At 49.2% G+C, this 15191-nt stretch carries 16 protein-coding genes; 12 read left to right on the top strand and 4 right to left on the bottom strand.

Annotated elements, in window-relative coordinates; all coding sequences use genetic code 11:
- Window positions 1–7: 7 nt before the first annotated feature.
- Genes ACRCJM_RS11380 through ACRCJM_RS11365 form a run of 4 tightly spaced genes read left to right on the top strand, consistent with a single transcriptional unit; the run spans window position 8 to window position 4053 of the window.
- Window positions 8–898, top strand: a complete 891-nt coding sequence (locus ACRCJM_RS11380; protein ID WP_431464992.1) for a glycosyltransferase family 2 protein — start codon at window positions 8–10, stop codon at window positions 896–898.
- A gap of 15 nt (window positions 899–913) precedes the next feature.
- Window positions 914–1960 carry a glycosyltransferase family 4 protein gene (locus ACRCJM_RS11375; RefSeq protein ID WP_431464991.1) on the top strand — a complete coding sequence of 349 codons (1047 nt, stop codon included), beginning with the start codon at window positions 914–916 and terminating at the stop codon, window positions 1958–1960.
- 7 nt (window positions 1961–1967) lie between these two features.
- Entirely contained in the window at window positions 1968–2912 is a 945-nt protein-coding gene (locus tag ACRCJM_RS11370) for a glycosyltransferase family 2 protein (RefSeq protein WP_431464990.1), read from the top strand.
- 16 nt (window positions 2913–2928) lie between these two features.
- A complete protein-coding gene (locus ACRCJM_RS11365; protein ID WP_431464989.1) occupies window positions 2929–4053 on the top strand; it encodes a glycosyltransferase in 1125 nt (374 codons plus the stop codon).
- A 46-nt stretch (window positions 4054–4099) separates the two neighbouring features.
- Here ACRCJM_RS11365 and ACRCJM_RS11360 read toward each other — a convergent pair whose 3' ends face one another.
- The 4 genes from ACRCJM_RS11360 to rfbA form a co-directional block, all read right to left on the bottom strand.
- Window positions 4100–4402, bottom strand: a complete 303-nt coding sequence (locus tag ACRCJM_RS11360) for a PqqD family protein (protein ID WP_431464988.1) — start codon at window positions 4400–4402, stop codon at window positions 4100–4102.
- A 3-nt stretch (window positions 4403–4405) separates the two neighbouring features.
- Entirely contained in the window at window positions 4406–5257 is an 852-nt protein-coding gene (locus ACRCJM_RS11355) for a nucleotidyltransferase family protein (RefSeq protein WP_431464987.1), read from the bottom strand.
- Between the two features lie 111 nt (window positions 5258–5368).
- Window positions 5369–6787, bottom strand: a complete 1419-nt coding sequence (locus ACRCJM_RS11350) for a polysaccharide biosynthesis tyrosine autokinase (protein ID WP_431464986.1) — start codon at window positions 6785–6787, stop codon at window positions 5369–5371.
- Window positions 6788–6942: 155 nt separating this feature from the next.
- Complete coding sequence (gene rfbA, locus ACRCJM_RS11345; protein WP_431464985.1) at window positions 6943–7803, bottom strand: glucose-1-phosphate thymidylyltransferase RfbA; 861 nt, start codon at window positions 7801–7803, stop codon at window positions 6943–6945.
- A gap of 82 nt (window positions 7804–7885) precedes the next feature.
- Here rfbA and rfbB point away from each other — a divergent pair, with 82 nt between their 5' ends.
- The 8 genes from rfbB (at window position 7886) to ACRCJM_RS11305 (ending at window position 15130) form a co-directional block, all read left to right on the top strand.
- Window positions 7886–8884 carry a dTDP-glucose 4,6-dehydratase gene (gene rfbB / locus ACRCJM_RS11340; RefSeq protein ID WP_237198675.1) on the top strand — a complete coding sequence of 333 codons (999 nt, stop codon included), beginning with the start codon at window positions 7886–7888 and terminating at the stop codon, window positions 8882–8884.
- Window positions 8884–10305 carry a dTDP-4-dehydrorhamnose reductase gene (rfbD, locus tag ACRCJM_RS11335; protein WP_431464984.1) on the top strand — a complete coding sequence of 474 codons (1422 nt, stop codon included), beginning with the start codon at window positions 8884–8886 and terminating at the stop codon, window positions 10303–10305. Before rfbB ends, rfbD begins: the two co-directional genes overlap by 1 nt.
- Window positions 10306–10336: 31 nt before the next feature.
- The gene (locus ACRCJM_RS11330) at window positions 10337–11479 is read left to right on the top strand and encodes a glycosyltransferase family 4 protein (protein ID WP_431464983.1); all 1143 of its coding nucleotides are present in this window, start codon (window positions 10337–10339) and stop codon (window positions 11477–11479) included.
- Between the two features lie 207 nt (window positions 11480–11686).
- Window positions 11687–12310, top strand: a complete 624-nt coding sequence (locus ACRCJM_RS11325) for a 50S ribosomal protein L25/general stress protein Ctc (RefSeq protein ID WP_237187101.1) — start codon at window positions 11687–11689, stop codon at window positions 12308–12310.
- 125 nt (window positions 12311–12435) lie between these two features.
- Complete coding sequence (gene pth, locus ACRCJM_RS11320) at window positions 12436–13017, top strand: aminoacyl-tRNA hydrolase (RefSeq protein ID WP_431464982.1); 582 nt, start codon at window positions 12436–12438, stop codon at window positions 13015–13017.
- A gap of 228 nt (window positions 13018–13245) precedes the next feature.
- Entirely contained in the window at window positions 13246–14199 is a 954-nt protein-coding gene (locus ACRCJM_RS11315; protein ID WP_431464981.1) for a glycosyltransferase family 2 protein, read from the top strand.
- Window positions 14189–14926, top strand: coding sequence for a glycosyltransferase family 2 protein (locus tag ACRCJM_RS11310; protein WP_431464980.1), 738 nt, complete (start codon window positions 14189–14191; stop codon window positions 14924–14926). The genes ACRCJM_RS11315 and ACRCJM_RS11310 overlap by 11 nt, the downstream gene beginning before the upstream one ends.
- Before the next feature lie 12 nt (window positions 14927–14938).
- Entirely contained in the window at window positions 14939–15130 is a 192-nt protein-coding gene (locus ACRCJM_RS11305) for a hypothetical protein (protein ID WP_431464979.1), read from the top strand.
- The last annotated feature ends 61 nt before the right edge of the window (window positions 15131–15191 follow it).

The raw sequence follows: 15191 nt of genomic DNA, 5'->3' as shown, positions 1-15191 counted from the left end.
TTTCTTTATGGACGCCTCAATTGTAATTTGTGTAAAAAATGGCGGTGACCTACTGGGAAAACAGCTTGATGCTGTGGCTAACCAGTCTACTAGTTATAGCTATGAAATAGTTGTTGTTAATAACGGGTCTACAGATAATACGGATCAAGTGCTCAAAGACTGGGAGCATAATCCTAATGTCTCAGTGCCTGTCAAAATTTATTCTCAACCTGACCTTAAAGGTATACCTGCAGTAAGAAATTTTGCGGTTCAGCAAACAACAGGTGAGGTGATAGCTTTTTGTGATGCTGATGATGAGGTGTCTGAAGGCTGGCTACAATCTTTTGTGGAGCGTATAAAAGGCACAATGGTATTGGCGGGAGGGCGCATTGAATCCTATGACTCAAAAGGGAATTATTTACCTTCGTTATTTCCCCGAGGGTTAATTAGAACTAGCTACTTGCCCCATGTGGGGAATGGAAACTGCGCTATCAACAGAGAACTGTTTTTTGAAATCGGTGGTTATGACGAAGCTCTGCCTCGTTATGGTTTTGAGGATGTTGACTTCTCCTGGCGAGTTCAAGAAGCAGGATTTCCTATCGAGTATGTTGATGGTGCATTAATTCGTTTCCGTGCAAGCGACTCAAAAACCTCCCTTAAGAAAAAATTCCTACTTGGTAAAGGTAGGGTGCTGATGGCTCGTCGGTACCCTCAGTATGATGGCTCTTCCTACTCACTTGGATACTGTGTCAAGAAAATTGCAGTTATCACTTCATCTATTTTCAAGCGTCTTGCGCGGGATCGAACACTGAATAGGCGAGAACTGTCGATGCTGGTAGCTGCTGTAGGTAATTTATATGGCTCTTTGTATTACTCAGGTAGCAATAAGAAACCTGCACCAAAACTTATAAACTCGTAAAATAAGGTGAATGCTATGGATATCTATATAGCTTCCAATAATGGTGAGATTGGTGGAGGGGAGGTTATGCTTCTTCACCTAGCGCGTGCTGCCCGTTCACTCGGTCATAAAATTACCGTTATTGGTCCTGCCCAGCCGGCAGAGCTTATCGAAGCAGCCCAAGATGAAGGATTTTCGACCGTCACAATACCCGCTGCCAACCGTAAAGTCTATATGCTCGGATTGCGAGCCTGGCGCGCACGCAACAAACAAAAATTGTTGTGGTGTAACGGCCTTGTACCTGCACTAGCAACCGCCGGTGACAAAAATAGGATTGTTCACCTTCACCAGCTCCCTATCGGTCTTCAACATCAGGCGTTCACCCTTGCACGACAGGGCGCCCAGAAAGTTCTTGTCCCAAGCCAATATATGGCCTCTCGCATCAAGAATAGTGTTGCCTTTGAAAACTGGGTGGCTGAGGTGCCGCGAAGCAAAAGCGTATACGATCAGACAGATAATATAGTGCGCCTGGGTTTTCTAGGAAGACCTTCCCCCATCAAAGGAACCCATACTCTTGCACAAGCCATAAAATCATTGAATGAACCCGAGGGGAAATACCACTTTCAGCTTGTTATTGGTGGGGAAGCAAAATTCATCGATGAGAAGAGCTCAGACCAGATTAATAGGTCACTTGCAGAACTAGGTAGTGACGTAATCTCATTAGGGTGGGTTGCCCCAGAGGATCTCTTCTCACAGGTTGATATTCTTGTAGTTCCCTCTGAAGTAGAAGAGTCCTTCGGGCTGGTAGCCAGCGAAGCTATGAGTGCTTATCAGCCGCTTGTTATTTCGGATGCCGGGGCGCTCCCAGAAATCCTGGGCCCTGACTATCCCTGGGTTTTTTCGCAAGGTAGCGTAGTCGGACTTGCCACAAAGATTACTGAGTTAGTTGAGCAAAACCAGACCAATACAAACGCTACTAAGACGCAGCTAACAGCAAATTATTGGCGCTGGTACGAAAACTACTCTCCTGAAGCTGGGAAAGAAAGACTTCGCCTTCTGCTAGAAACACTAGAAAGAAGCTAATCAAAATATGAGCACTTATTCAGCCGCCGTTATTATCCCAACTAGGGGAGGCGCCGCTAAACTTCACTACCCTCTTGATGCACTAGAGAAGCAGACCGAAAAAAACTTTCAAGTCATCGTCGTTATCGACGGTGATATCGATCGGTCAGCTGACGTCGTCCAGAGTTATATTGATCGCGGGTTACTTAACCTTTCAATGATTGTCTTTGAGGAAAACCGCGGTCGGGTTGCTGCCCTTAACGCCGGACACCAGGCTGCAGACGCAGATGTGCTTATTAGATGCGACGATGATCTTCAGCCGGCTCATCACTATGTGCAGCAGCACCTTAGCCACTACAAGGACGGCAGGCAAGTAGGGGTTATCGGCATTTATAATAATATCTTTCCTGAAACACCTTATGCACGAGTCTACGGTCGTTACCGAGACCATAAGTTCAGGGAAAATGCCTATGCTACTGAACAAAACAAGCAGTGGATATATTGGGCAGGAAATGTCTCTATGACACGTGAGCTCTTCGACCAGCTGGGGGGGTACGATGAACGCTATCGTCTGTACGGCTGGGAAGACGTCGATATGGGGTATAGGGTGCACGGAGCAGGTGCTGAAATTATTATTGACCCTAAACTAGCTACTCCTCACTATGTTGCAGCAACAACAACAGCTATACGAGCTAAACGAGCCCTTTATTCCGGGGCTGCCCGTAATCTTTTCACGAAGAAGCATGGAACTTACAGCCTCGCGCCCGTATCTCCGACGGGGCTTTGGGGGCTAGCCGTACGGATATTAGCTCAAGTAAGCACTGAAACTAGCGTAAAATTAATGGGTAATGCAGTTGACGCTGTAGCTGATAATATCCCTACCCCGTTAGCGGAAAAGCTCATCTCCCTCATCGTGGAGTCAGCAAGCTACGCAGGTGTTACTCATCCTAACCGTGCACAAAAAAACTTCTAGTCGAAAGAGCCGCCCCATGCGTCCTAATCACACCCCGCAGGCCACAGCGCGGTACCCTATTGCTATTGCTCACGACTATCTCACTCAACGTGGCGGCGCAGAACGAGTAGTGCTTGCCCTGCACAAGGCCTTTCCTGAAGCACCCATCTATACCACCCTGTATGATCCAGAGGGAACCTACCCTGAGTTCAAGGACTGCACTGTTATCACATCACCGCTCAATAAGATTTCAATCTTTAGGCGTGACCACCGATTGGCGCTTCCACTTCTGCCTTACTTCTCTAACAAACTTCGCGTAGATGCAGAAAAGGTAGTTGTCTCAACGACAGGATGGGCGCACGGGTTCGATATGACTTCTCGCGCTCTAGTTTACTGTCACTCACCTGCTCGATGGATTTATCTCACCGATCAGTACATGGGGCATCGGATTAATAAGGGTATCGCGAGAGCTTTTAAAATGATGAGGCCCTTTCTCCGTAAATGGGATCGTAAAGCAGCAAACCGCCACCCTCACTATATTGCGAACTCGTCTACCATTCAGCAGCGTATATTTGATGTATACGGCAAACGCGTCAATATTATTTTCCCCCCCTACTCGATGAGTGACCTGGGCGAGCAAAAACCTATCCCTGGTCTTGAAGGGTTTGTGAAGGACGGGTATTTCCTTATCGTTTCAAGGCTACTGCCCTATAAGAATGTACAGCACGCCGTTGAAGCTTTCGCCGGCACTAATCAAAAGCTTCTAGTGATTGGCGCTGGCCCCATGAAAAACGAGCTCGAAGCTCAAGCAACTGACAATGTGGCTTTCGTATCGAACCTCTCAGACGAACAGATGCAGTTTGCCTATGCGAACTCGAAAGCACTCCTGGCTGTATCCCATGAAGATTTCGGAATTACTCCACTCGAAGGGGGAGCCTTCGGCAAGCCCACTATAGCTCTTCAGGCAGGTGGCTTTCTTGACACTATCGTCGAAGGTGTCACCGGCACCTTTATCAAAACCCCCAGCTCAACTGATATTAGGGCTGCTGTAGAGAATTTTGATGAGACAGAATACTCGGCTCATAGAATTAAAGAACATATCCAGCAATTCAGCGAGGAACGTTTTATTGCTGAGATTAAGAGTCAGCTAGATACCTTATAAAATTTTTTGGGGCGGCAGTAGAATCTTACTGCTACCCCAAATTTTATTATTCACCAGATCTATCTTCGACTTGAATCACTCCTTGCTGTTCGAGCGAATCTAGAAAGCTAAGAACACTCACCGCAACTGTTTCACGAGGAACCCCATAGATGTCGGTAACTTCAGCGATGATGTCCTCTGAAGTTGTGGGCTCCTCCAATATTTCCCAGATCACAGCGCTGGGGCCGTTGAGCACTGCAATCTCTGATGTCAGTAGATTGGCTACGTATGAGGCATCATCCGCAATAGCATCATGCTCGAACCCTAAAACATAAGCTGCATGAGGTGTGCGTTGGTAGAGAGCAGACAATTCTTACTTCCTTTTCGCAAAGCTGAACATTGTAAAGCGACTAAAAAACTTTTCTCGAATCTCTTTTTTGCTGGGTTCATGCCCTAGCTCCATCGCTAGATGATCCCTATTGACCAGGAAGATATTTGTTACCACCCGTAGCTTTTCTCTCACTCCTTGTGCATGATCAAAACGAGCCTTCCAGCGGATATGTTCTGGAGTATCTTCCGATACGGATTTCCACAGCAGGTAATCTCGGTGGCTCTTGAAAGAATCTAGCTCTCCCATAGCAGCTGCAAACGCTACTTCTGCGCTTAGCTCGGGAAGGCGTTGGCGTATTTCGCTCCACTCAGAGGGCGAGAGCGTATTTTCGAGGAAAGTAATATCAGGCTTTTGAGCTGCAGCGGAACGAGCCCCATGCACCACGACGATAATACGGGAATCAACAAGTGAAGGTAACTGACAAGGGTAGTGAGCGATATTTCTCGTACGGCGTTGAATCCACAGCGTCTCGAAAGCCGACCCATCGGAATCCCCAATACCTGGAAAATAGCGGTGTATATCGACTAGCCCCCATGATCCGTGGTAGAGGGTCATCGCATGTTCAAAAATTGACCCGGTTTCAAAGTGGGTGAGAACTCTCCAGCCATCTGCCAAAGCACCCTCAATGAACCGATCAAGATGTTCTGGTCGCACCAGTAAGTCAACATCAGTGCTTGAGCGACCTGGGCGATACACCTCATCTGCGAAGGCATACCCTTTGATATGAAGAACATCAACTCTTAGGCGGTTAGCAAGGTGCTGAAAATATGCATGAGAAAGCTGTATGCGGATGGGAAGCGGGACATCCTGGAGTTGCGTTGGCGTATCGGTCATGATGATTTCATCCTCAGTCAGTTTACGGCTTATAAGAGCCTGTATACAGTTTATGCCAGCTAGCAGAGAATGCTGAGCTGGCATAAACCGTAACGGCTCTTAGAATTTTAGCTAGGAGCTAGCCTTAGCTTTCTTCTTCCTCGCGCCCTTTTTCTTGCCTTCCTGGGCGTCCTGACCATAGTAGCTGGTGTATGCTCCCGTTGAGCTGTACGCAAAGCCGTAGTAGGAATTGCCCAACCCCGTACGAGGCGCTCTGTTAATCACAACTCCCAGAAGCGTAGCGTTTACCTTACGAAGGTTAGCTGCTGCTTCTGCAAGGTTCTCCTTGCGGGTCTTCCCGACAGTTCCAACAAGAACAACGCCGTCAACAGCTGTTGAGAGTAGAGCTGCGTCAGTTACAGGGAGTACCGGGGGAACGTCAATAATGACCGTGAATTCGCTGGAGAGCTCTGAAATAAGCTGGCGCATCTTATCTGAGCCAAGAAGCTCAGAGGGATTAGGGGGAATACGGCCGGCAGGCAAAATAAAGAGCTGAGTATCTTCAAACTGACGAACTGCATCAGCTAGCTCAACTTGCCCAGCTAGCACCTGGGTTAGACCAACCTTTGAGTCAATCTTGAACTTCTTCGCAATGGTGGGACGGCGAAGGTCAGCGTCGATGATAATGACAGGAGACCCAGCATCAGCAAGCGCCCTAGCAATAGAGGTTGACACAGTTGACTTGCCTTCGCCCGGCTCAGCAGAGGTGACAATCAGGGATTTGGGCGGGTTATCGACATTAACGAACCGGAGATTGGTGCGCATCTGCCTGATAGCCTCTTGAGCTACGTGGTCGCTGTTAGCGCGCAGGATATTTTCTTCGGTGAGCTCGTCAGAGACTGGAAGAACCCCGAGCACACCGGCCTCTGTTGCCTTAGTAGCATCGTCGCGGGTGCGGAGCTTGGTATCAACAGTTCGTCGGAGAAAAACGACCGCAAGCACAAGTACTAGACCACCCGCAGCACCAAACAGGGTGAGCTTTTTGGTATCGGGGCTAATGGGGTTCGGATTGAGACCAGCGTCTTCCAAAGGAATAACACGAACGCTGCTGGAGCCTTCCAAATCGTTAACTACCTTGGCAACTGCTTCGAGTGAGCTGTTGGCGAGAGCTTGGGCGGTTTCAGGCTTGCTCCCTGTAGCCGTAACTCTGATAAGAGCTGAGTTGGGGTCCACAGTAGCAACGAGATTGCCCTGAACTTCACCCCTGGTTAGGTTAAGCCCCGGATTAGCTGCAATAATCTCATCGGCAACTGGGCCGCTGTTCACGAAGGCAAGATACGCATTAGCCTTTTCTTTAGCTGCAGCTGACCCAGAGATGACATCTCCAATACCAGCTCCTTCGCCGACGCTGACATAGCCTGTGGACGAAGATGCATAGACACGAGGTTGAAGCAAGGAGTAACCAAAACCCAGGAGCGCACCCACAACGAGGCCAATCAAGAGAAGTTTCAGGTTGGCGCGGAGCATGCGCAGGAAATCAAGTATGGTCATAGACGCCCTAAAGGTTTAGCAGTGAAACGAGTAGGTTCTAGCGCGAACCCGAGAATAATTCTAACAACGAATACCCCAGCCAAGGTTATATCTGTGTTCAGCAAAACGTATTGCCGACGCCACTACAGCCTTTGCTGGGGTATCTATACGTAGTTTTATTTTAGGAGGCTCATCAAGTACGAGCCGTAGCCACTCTTAACAAGTGGCTGGGCTAGTTCTTCAAGACGGGCATCATCAATCCAGCCCATACGCCACCCAATCTCTTCGGGGGAGCCAATAGAGAGCCCCTGACGTGCCTGGACAGTGCGGATAAAGTTCGTGGCATCGGCTAGGGAGTCGAACGTGCCAGTATCCAGCCAAGCTGTTCCACGGGGAAGAACTTCTACCTGGAGTTTTCCCTGCTCAAGATAGACGCGATTAAGGTCGGTAATTTCTAGTTCACCACGCGGTGAAGGCTTAATAGCTTTTGCGTATTCAACGACATTGTTGTCGTAAAAGTACAAACCGGGAATTGCATAGTCGCTCTTGGGGTTTACCGGCTTTTCTTCGATAGAGACAGCCCTGAAGTCATCATCGAATTCAACAACGCCGTATGCAGTGGGGTCTGCTACCCGGTAACCAAAGACAGCAGCTCCATCTACGTCGTTATATTTACGGAGCTGGTTACCGAGGCCGGGGCCATAGAAAATATTGTCACCCAAGACAAGAGCCGCTGAGTCATCTCCGATGTGCTCTTCACCCAGGATGAAGGCCTGTGCTAGACCGTCGGGCGAGGGCTGAACCTTGTAAGTGAAGTTAACACCGAACTGGGAGCCATCACCTAGAAGGCGACGGAACTGCTCCTGGTCCTGAGGTGTGGTGATGATCAGGATATCTTGGATACCTGCCAACATTAGGGTGGAAATGGGGTAGTAAATCATCGGTTTGTCGTAAACCGGTGTGAGCTGCTTACTGATGCCGAGTGTGATGGGGTGGAGGCGTGAGCCCGTGCCACCTGCGAGTAATATTCCCTTCATACCCCCATTCTGGCATGAACACCACATTTTTAGGGGCTATCGGAAACCCAAAATAAGGTGATTTGCCACTACTGTTAAAGTTATGGGAAATATTCTTGTTACCGGCGGCGCCGGCTTCATCGGTTCTAACTTCGTTCACTACCTGGTAGATAACACTGACCACAAGGTCGTGGTGCTCGATAAGATGACCTACGCTGCCAATGAAATGTCACTCGCCGGGCTGCCATCTGACCGCTTTGAGCTGGTTAAGGGCGATATTGCCGATATGGACGTCGTTGACCCCCTGGTCGCGCAGGCGGACGCTGTCGTCCACTATGCAGCCGAATCACACAACGATAACTCGCTCAACGACCCCAGCCCCTTCATCCACACTAACCTCATCGGTACTTTCACTCTGCTTGAGGCTGTGCGCAAGCACAAGACCCGCTACCACCACATCTCAACAGATGAGGTGTTTGGTGATCTCGAGCTAGACGATCCCGCTAAGTTTACCGAAACTACCCCTTACAACCCCTCCTCACCTTATTCTTCAACCAAGGCCGGCTCAGACCTTCTGGTCCGTGCTTGGGTCCGGTCCTTCGGCATTGAAGCAACGATTTCTAACTGCTCTAATAACTATGGGCCCTACCAGCACATTGAAAAGTTTATTCCCCGCCAGATCACCAATATCCTGGCTGGCATTAAGCCCAAGCTCTATGGCGAAGGTCTGAATGTGCGCGACTGGATTCATGCCTCTGACCATTCTTCAGCGGTGCACACCATCCTCGAAAAGGGCAAGGTCGGTGAGACCTACCTGATTGGCGCTAACGGGGAAGAAAATAACATCACCGTCCTGCGCACCATCCTGCGCCTTATGGGCCAGCCCGAGGACGCCTTTGAGCACGTCGTAGACCGGCCCGGTCACGACCTACGCTACGCCATTGATGGCACCCGTCTGCGTGAAGAGCTGGGCTGGGAACCCCAGTTCACCAACTTCGAGGCAGGTCTGGCAGATACCATCGCCTGGTACACCGATAACCGCGCCTGGTGGGAGCCCCTCAAGGCAGAGGTTGAAGCCAAGTATGCAAAGGCAGGCCAGTAATGCCCAAAGAATTGGCCGTTCACACAACGGATATCCCCGGTCTACTTGTTATTGATATTCCCCAACACGGTGATAACCGCGGCTGGTTCAAGGAAAACTGGCAGCGCGAGAAAATGGTTGCTGCGGGCCTGCCAGACTTCGGCCCTGTACAGAACAATATTTCTTTCAACGCAACCGCAGGTACGACCCGCGGCATCCACGCTGAACCCTGGGACAAGTACGTCTCGGTAGCCACCGGCCGTATCTTCGGAGCCTGGGTTGATTTGCGAGCGGGAGAATCCTTCGGCAAGACCGTAACTGTCGAGCTTGGCCCCGATACCGCTGTTTTTGTTCCCCGCGGGGTGGGCAACTCCTTCCAGACCCTGGAAGACAACACCGCCTACACTTACCTGGTCAATGATCACTGGTCAGCGGACGCCCAGGGGGAGTACTCCTTCCTCAACCTCGCCGATGAGACCGTAGCGATTGACTGGCCGATTTCTCTAGATCAGGCAGAGCTTTCTGAGAAGGATAAGAATCACCCCCGTCTTTCTGAGGTAGAGCCTCTTGCTCCTGCCCCCCTGCTGGTGGTTGGCGCTAACGGGCAGCTGGGCCGCGAACTGGTCAAGCAGCTTGAAGCAGCCGGTACCCCCTACATTGCTGCAACTCGTGCGGAACTTGACCTGGCGCGTCCTGATAGCTGGGCTTCCGCCTACCGCTGGCGTTCACTGCGCGGCATTATTAATGCGGCAGCTTACACAGCTGTTGATCAGGCGGAGACTCCCGAAGGACGCGCGGACGCCTGGGCCGCCAACGCGAGTGGCGTTACGGCTTTGGCCAGGGTGGCGGACGAAGCCGGTATCCCGCTGGTACACGTTTCTACCGATTATGTTTTCGATGGTTCTTTGCCCTTAGGCGAAGAATATGCAGAGGACGCCCCGTTGGCACCTCTCGGTGTGTACGGCCAGTCAAAGGCTGCCGGTGAATTGGCTGTTCGCGCGGTACGCCGCCACTACATTGTGCGAACCTCTTGGGTTATGGGCGAAGGTAAGAATTTCATTGAAATTATGAAGTCACTGGCTGAGCGCGGAGTGAATCCCACCGTGGTGAACGACCAGTACGGCCGCCCTACTTTTACCGAGGACCTTGCTGGAGCCATTCTGCACCTGGTGGAGAATAACTGCGAGTTCGGTACGTACCATGTCTCCAACTCCGGTGAAGTCGTCACCTGGGCTGATCTTGCCAAGACGGTATTTGAAGCTACCGGCCACTCAGCAGATCGAGTAGCGCCTGTTACCACCGCTAAATACTTTGCTGAGGTAGATAATTTTGCTCCGAGACCCAATAATTCTGTCCTGAGTCTATCAAAGATAATTGATTCTGGATTTTTGCCTCGAAATCATATAGATGCACTAAAATTATATTTTAATAAGCAGATTTAGAAGGATATTTCTTAGAAGGAAATTTATCTGAATGCATATAGTTATTGCGGACCCCTCAGTCATTTATGAGAGTGATGGGTTATGTTACCTTCCAGAAAGAAGCTATCTAGGGTACTTAGAATATAAGAAATACATTTCAACGCTCTTTCCAGATGCTCGTTATAGTGTGGCTTCATTGTATGGAGTTACTGAACTCCCTGAAAGCAAAACTTTGGATAATTTAATGAAGTTCATGCCTTCAGATATTAATCTTGAAAGGTTGTCTGCATATAACTTTCTGGAAAATCTTGGAGAAACGGCAGTGGTTATGTCTCTCTTGAAGCCAGAATCTTATTCGCTTACCAATCTAAACCACAGAGTGGTTTATCTTGTAGAGTTCACACCGTCAATTCGACGAGGAATTCAGCTTGCGGGACCTGGCGTAAGCTTCCCCAATCGATTAAGAATCGAACTAGGTCTACTGCGTCAATATGTAGCTGAGATCAAAGCTATTAAGAAGGCTGCGGGTGTTCAATTTAATGGTCCAGCAGCTGCTGCAAAATATTCAAAATTTAACAGCAATTCAATTACTTTCTTTGATCATCGAGTTTCAGAGGTTCCTGAAAAAAATACCAATGCTGGAGGGCGAATTGGTGAATTTTCTGTTGCTTTTTCAGGGCGTTTGAGTGCGATGAAAGGTGCCAAATATTTAGCTGAGATTTCTAATAAATTATATCAGCTGAATCCGTCAATAAAATTTTATGTGATGGGTGATGGTGAGGAGCGAGAAAATGTTCTCCGCAACTCAGCTCCTAACCTGGTTTATAAAGGTTTTATGGAGTATAAGGATTCCTGGGAGCCCTTTGTTCGTGAAAATGTTGATTTGATGATATTTCCCCATCCGCAGGGGGACCCGTCTATGACTTATTATGAAAGCTTGGGGCAAGGTGTTCCTATTCTGGCGTTTTCAAATGAGACATCTGACTACCTTGCTGCTCAAGGGCTGGGGTGGACTGTTCCTAGTGGAGACACTCAGCAACTGGTTGAGAAAATTGCCCAACTTGCAGATGATTTAGAGGACGTCGTGGATAAGTCGAGAGAATCGATCAAGTTTATGTCGAATATTCTGTACGACCAGACAGTTGCGCGCCGTATGAATCAGTTGATAGATACTGCACAGAAAGCAAACATCTAGGGCTAGTTACCTTTTATTTTTTGTACTTTTACTGTATGATTGGCAGATGGCTCTCCCTGTTTGAGCCTAAAGCCAAGGCAGTGGAATGCCGGTGGGAAACCCCGGTAGGTCCGGAACTGACGGTGGCTGGTTAGAAAGCGATTTCTGGCGCCAGTTCACTACACCACTTGGCGCATCGACAACTAACCATAGAAAGGATGGCCCCTCATGTCAGAGACCATCAAGATTTCCGCAACCGTCCGCACCGACTTCGGTAAGGGCTACGCCCGCCGCATCCGTATGGCCGGCGACATCCCCGCCGTCATCTACGGCCACGGCGAAGAGCCCAAGCACGTCGTACTGCCCGGCCACGCAACCACCCTGGCAGCCCGCGTCCCCAACGCAATCCTCGACCTCGACATCGAAGGTGACTCACACCTGGCCATGATCAAGGACATCCAGCGCCACCCCATCCGCCCCGAACTGCAGCACATCGACCTGCTGACCGTTAAGCGTGGCGAGCGCGTTGAGATTGAGGTTCCCGTACACGTTGAGGGTGAACCCGCCGTTGGTGCTGTTGCAAACCAGGAAGAAACCGCTCTGCTCGTTGAAGCAGACGCCCTGAAGGCTCCCGAAGCTCTCGTTGTTAACATCGAAGGCCGCGAAGCAGGCGCCCACGTTCACGCTTCTGACGTTGAACTGCCCGCCGGCGTAACCCTCGTAGCAGACGCAGAACTGCTGGTTGTTAACATCTCAGAGCCCGAGGAACTCGACGTACCCGAGGTTGGCGAAGAAGGCGAGAACGCTCCCGAAGGCGCAGAAGCTGACGCTCAGGTAGACGAAGCTAAGTAAGCTCTATAGTTACCTCACCTCTTTGTAAGGCCCGTACCGTAGTTAACGACGGTGCGGGCCTTCTCTTAACTCGATACACTCTTTGTATGCTTACCGCATTCTTGCGCCCTAGGAGAAGCGAAAATATGTCAGATGCATGGCTGATTGTAGGTCTAGGCAATCCCGGCCCCGAGTACGCAGCAACCCGTCACAACATCGGGCAGATGGTGCTCGATGAGCTCGCAAACACAGTGGGCGGTAATTTCAAGAAGCACAGTAAGGCACGAGCCCAGGTTCTAGAAGGACGTCTGGGTGTGGGAGGCGCGAAAGTTGTGCTGGCAAAGCCCCTGACCTATATGAACGTATCGGGTGGCCCGGTGTCTGCGCTGGCTCAGTTCTACGGCATCGACCCTGAAAAGATCATCGTGGTGCACGATGAGCTTGATATTCCTTTTGATTCCATCAAACTAAAAATCGGTGGGGGAGAAGGTGGCCATAATGGCCTGCGTGATATTACCAAGGCTCTGGGCACCAAGAACTATTACCGGGTTCGTACCGGGATTGGCCGCCCTCCGGGCCAGATGCAGACCGCTGATTTTGTGCTGAAGCCTTTTACCACAGCGGAGAAGAAGGATTTGCCCTTCCTCATTTCTAATGCAGCTAACGCTACAGAAATGCTGATTAAAGAGGGCTTGCTGGCTACCCAACAGAGCTTTCATGCCAACTAGAAAAAATTATCTCCACGAGGGAATAGATAGAGGGTTATTCATAAGTCGAAACATCTAGCAGTTGATCTAACCCGTGAGCTTTGAAGGCATGGGCATCATGTCTGGCACCCGGTAGCGGGTCGGTGATGGCCAGGAGTTTGCCGTCGAGGGTGCAGATGACTTGGTTTAAACAGCGAAATAAAGTGGCTGTGTAGATATTGTTTTCTAAATTCTGATTGGTTGATTGAGATGTATCCTAATAAGGAGTGTATTGCCTCAGTAATTATTCCAGTTTTTAATGGGATGAAGACATTGCCTTTGCCGGTAGAAGCTTTGGAAAATCAAAAAACTTCAGTGCCTTTTGAGATATTGATTGCAGATAATGGATCTACTGATGGGCTAAAGGAGTGGATTCGCGCAAGGCAATTGCATCTCCCTAATTTGAAGTACGTTGATGCCAGTGCTACTAAGGGTGCGGCGTATGCGAGAAATAAACCGGCTGGTAAAGCAGTCGGACGGTACTTGTTATTTTGTGATTCTGATGATCTTGTTGATGCTCTGTGGGTGGAAAACGCAGTACAGGCATTAGGTAATTTTTCGATAATTACTGGTGTGGCTGTAATAATATTTGAGAATGAATTTTCTGACATTTCTAGTGCTGAGGACGGGTGGAGAAAATTTGATTCTGTAAACACTGCAGAAATATATGCTGAAGCCCCTCTTGGTGTTATTGCACCAGTAATTTTGGGTGGAAATTTCGTAGTTCATAAATCCTTATTTGATGCTATTGGTGGCTTCGATGCTTACTTTAAATCTGGATCTGAGGATAATGATTCCTCTTGCGGGGTCAAGCGTTCGGGTGTCACCTTGATTGAAGTGAAAAATATGAGGATTTTGTATAGAATTAGGCAAAATCTACCCAAGCTTATTCGCCGTGGATATCAGACTGGAATTACTTTTTCTGAACTTGCATATAAGCACAACGCCTGGGGGTGGGTGGGTCCTTATAAATCTTTAATAATATTGTCAATTCCTAAATCTTTTGCCAGGTTTATGCCGGGGTGTAAACGAAATGACATTGAGGGGAATGTATCTAGACTCTCGACTGCTTTGACTGTCGTCGACTTGCTGGTGGGTAAGTTTAAATATAAATACTTCAATTATTCAATTTCTTTTATGGAGGGTTTAGGGTATGAAAATTAATTTGAATTACTCTCAGCCTGAGCTGTCTATCGTAATACCATTTTATGGTGATTTCACTGATTCGCTGGTCCTTGTTGACCAGCTAAAAAACCATACGATTTACTTTCCTTGTCAAATAATTGTCTCGGATGATGCTTCGCCAACCTCGTTTCCTGAAACAGAGGGAATCACTCTTATTCGAAGGGAGCGCAATGGCGGTTTTGGCTCTAACGTTAATACCGGTGTTGCCGCAGCAACCGGCGAGTGGGTGCTCATCCTCAATAGTGATCTCACTCTTCCCCAAAACTTCCTTGGTGATATGCTCTCAGCTGCAAAAGAAGAAGCCCAACTAGCTGGGCAAGGCATTATGCTCAGCCCACACATCACAGGCCATAATGGTGAGTCACAGTGGGTTGGCCGGGCCTTCCCCAAAACCCGCCACTACGCCTGGGAATGGTTCACCCCAGCAGCACGTCTGCGGCCCACACGATTCTGGCACGCAATGGTTGGCCATGATCTAGCCTGCACCACCGGTAAACGAGCAGAACCTGACTGGCTCATGGGAGCCTGCATGATGCTCCGCCGCGAGGACTTCAACGCGGTGGGTGGCATGGACGAGCGGTTCTTCATGAACAGCGAAGAAATCGATCTGCAACGTCGGCTAGCTGCTCACGGTATCAAACGCATCTTCCGTGGCGATATAGTAGTAGAACACCTAGGAGGTGGCTCATCTGGAGTCTCTTCCTAGCGACGTCAATGGGTGCTCGATTCCCGCTTTATCTACAACGCAAAATGGAATGAAGGTAAGCATTTAGCCACCGCGCTGAAAGCCGTAACTGTTGCTAACTTTCTTTTTAACTCAGTAAGAGCGCTTCGTAACCGTGCCGTTAAACCTATTGCGACTCTCCGCGAAGAACTGACCTATATCAAGAAAGCAGAAAGCAAACGATAAATGGAGGCTTATGCATAAGGGGGGGACTTTTGAATAAGCCTCTTTATATGTTTCAGATTTG

Origin of the sequence: Rothia sp. L_38, from assembly GCF_050689125.1 — a bacterium.
Taxonomy (GTDB): domain Bacteria; phylum Actinomycetota; class Actinomycetes; order Actinomycetales; family Micrococcaceae; genus Rothia.
The sequence above is the reverse complement of the archived record's forward strand: the minus strand, read 5'-3'. Positions and strand labels throughout refer to the sequence as shown.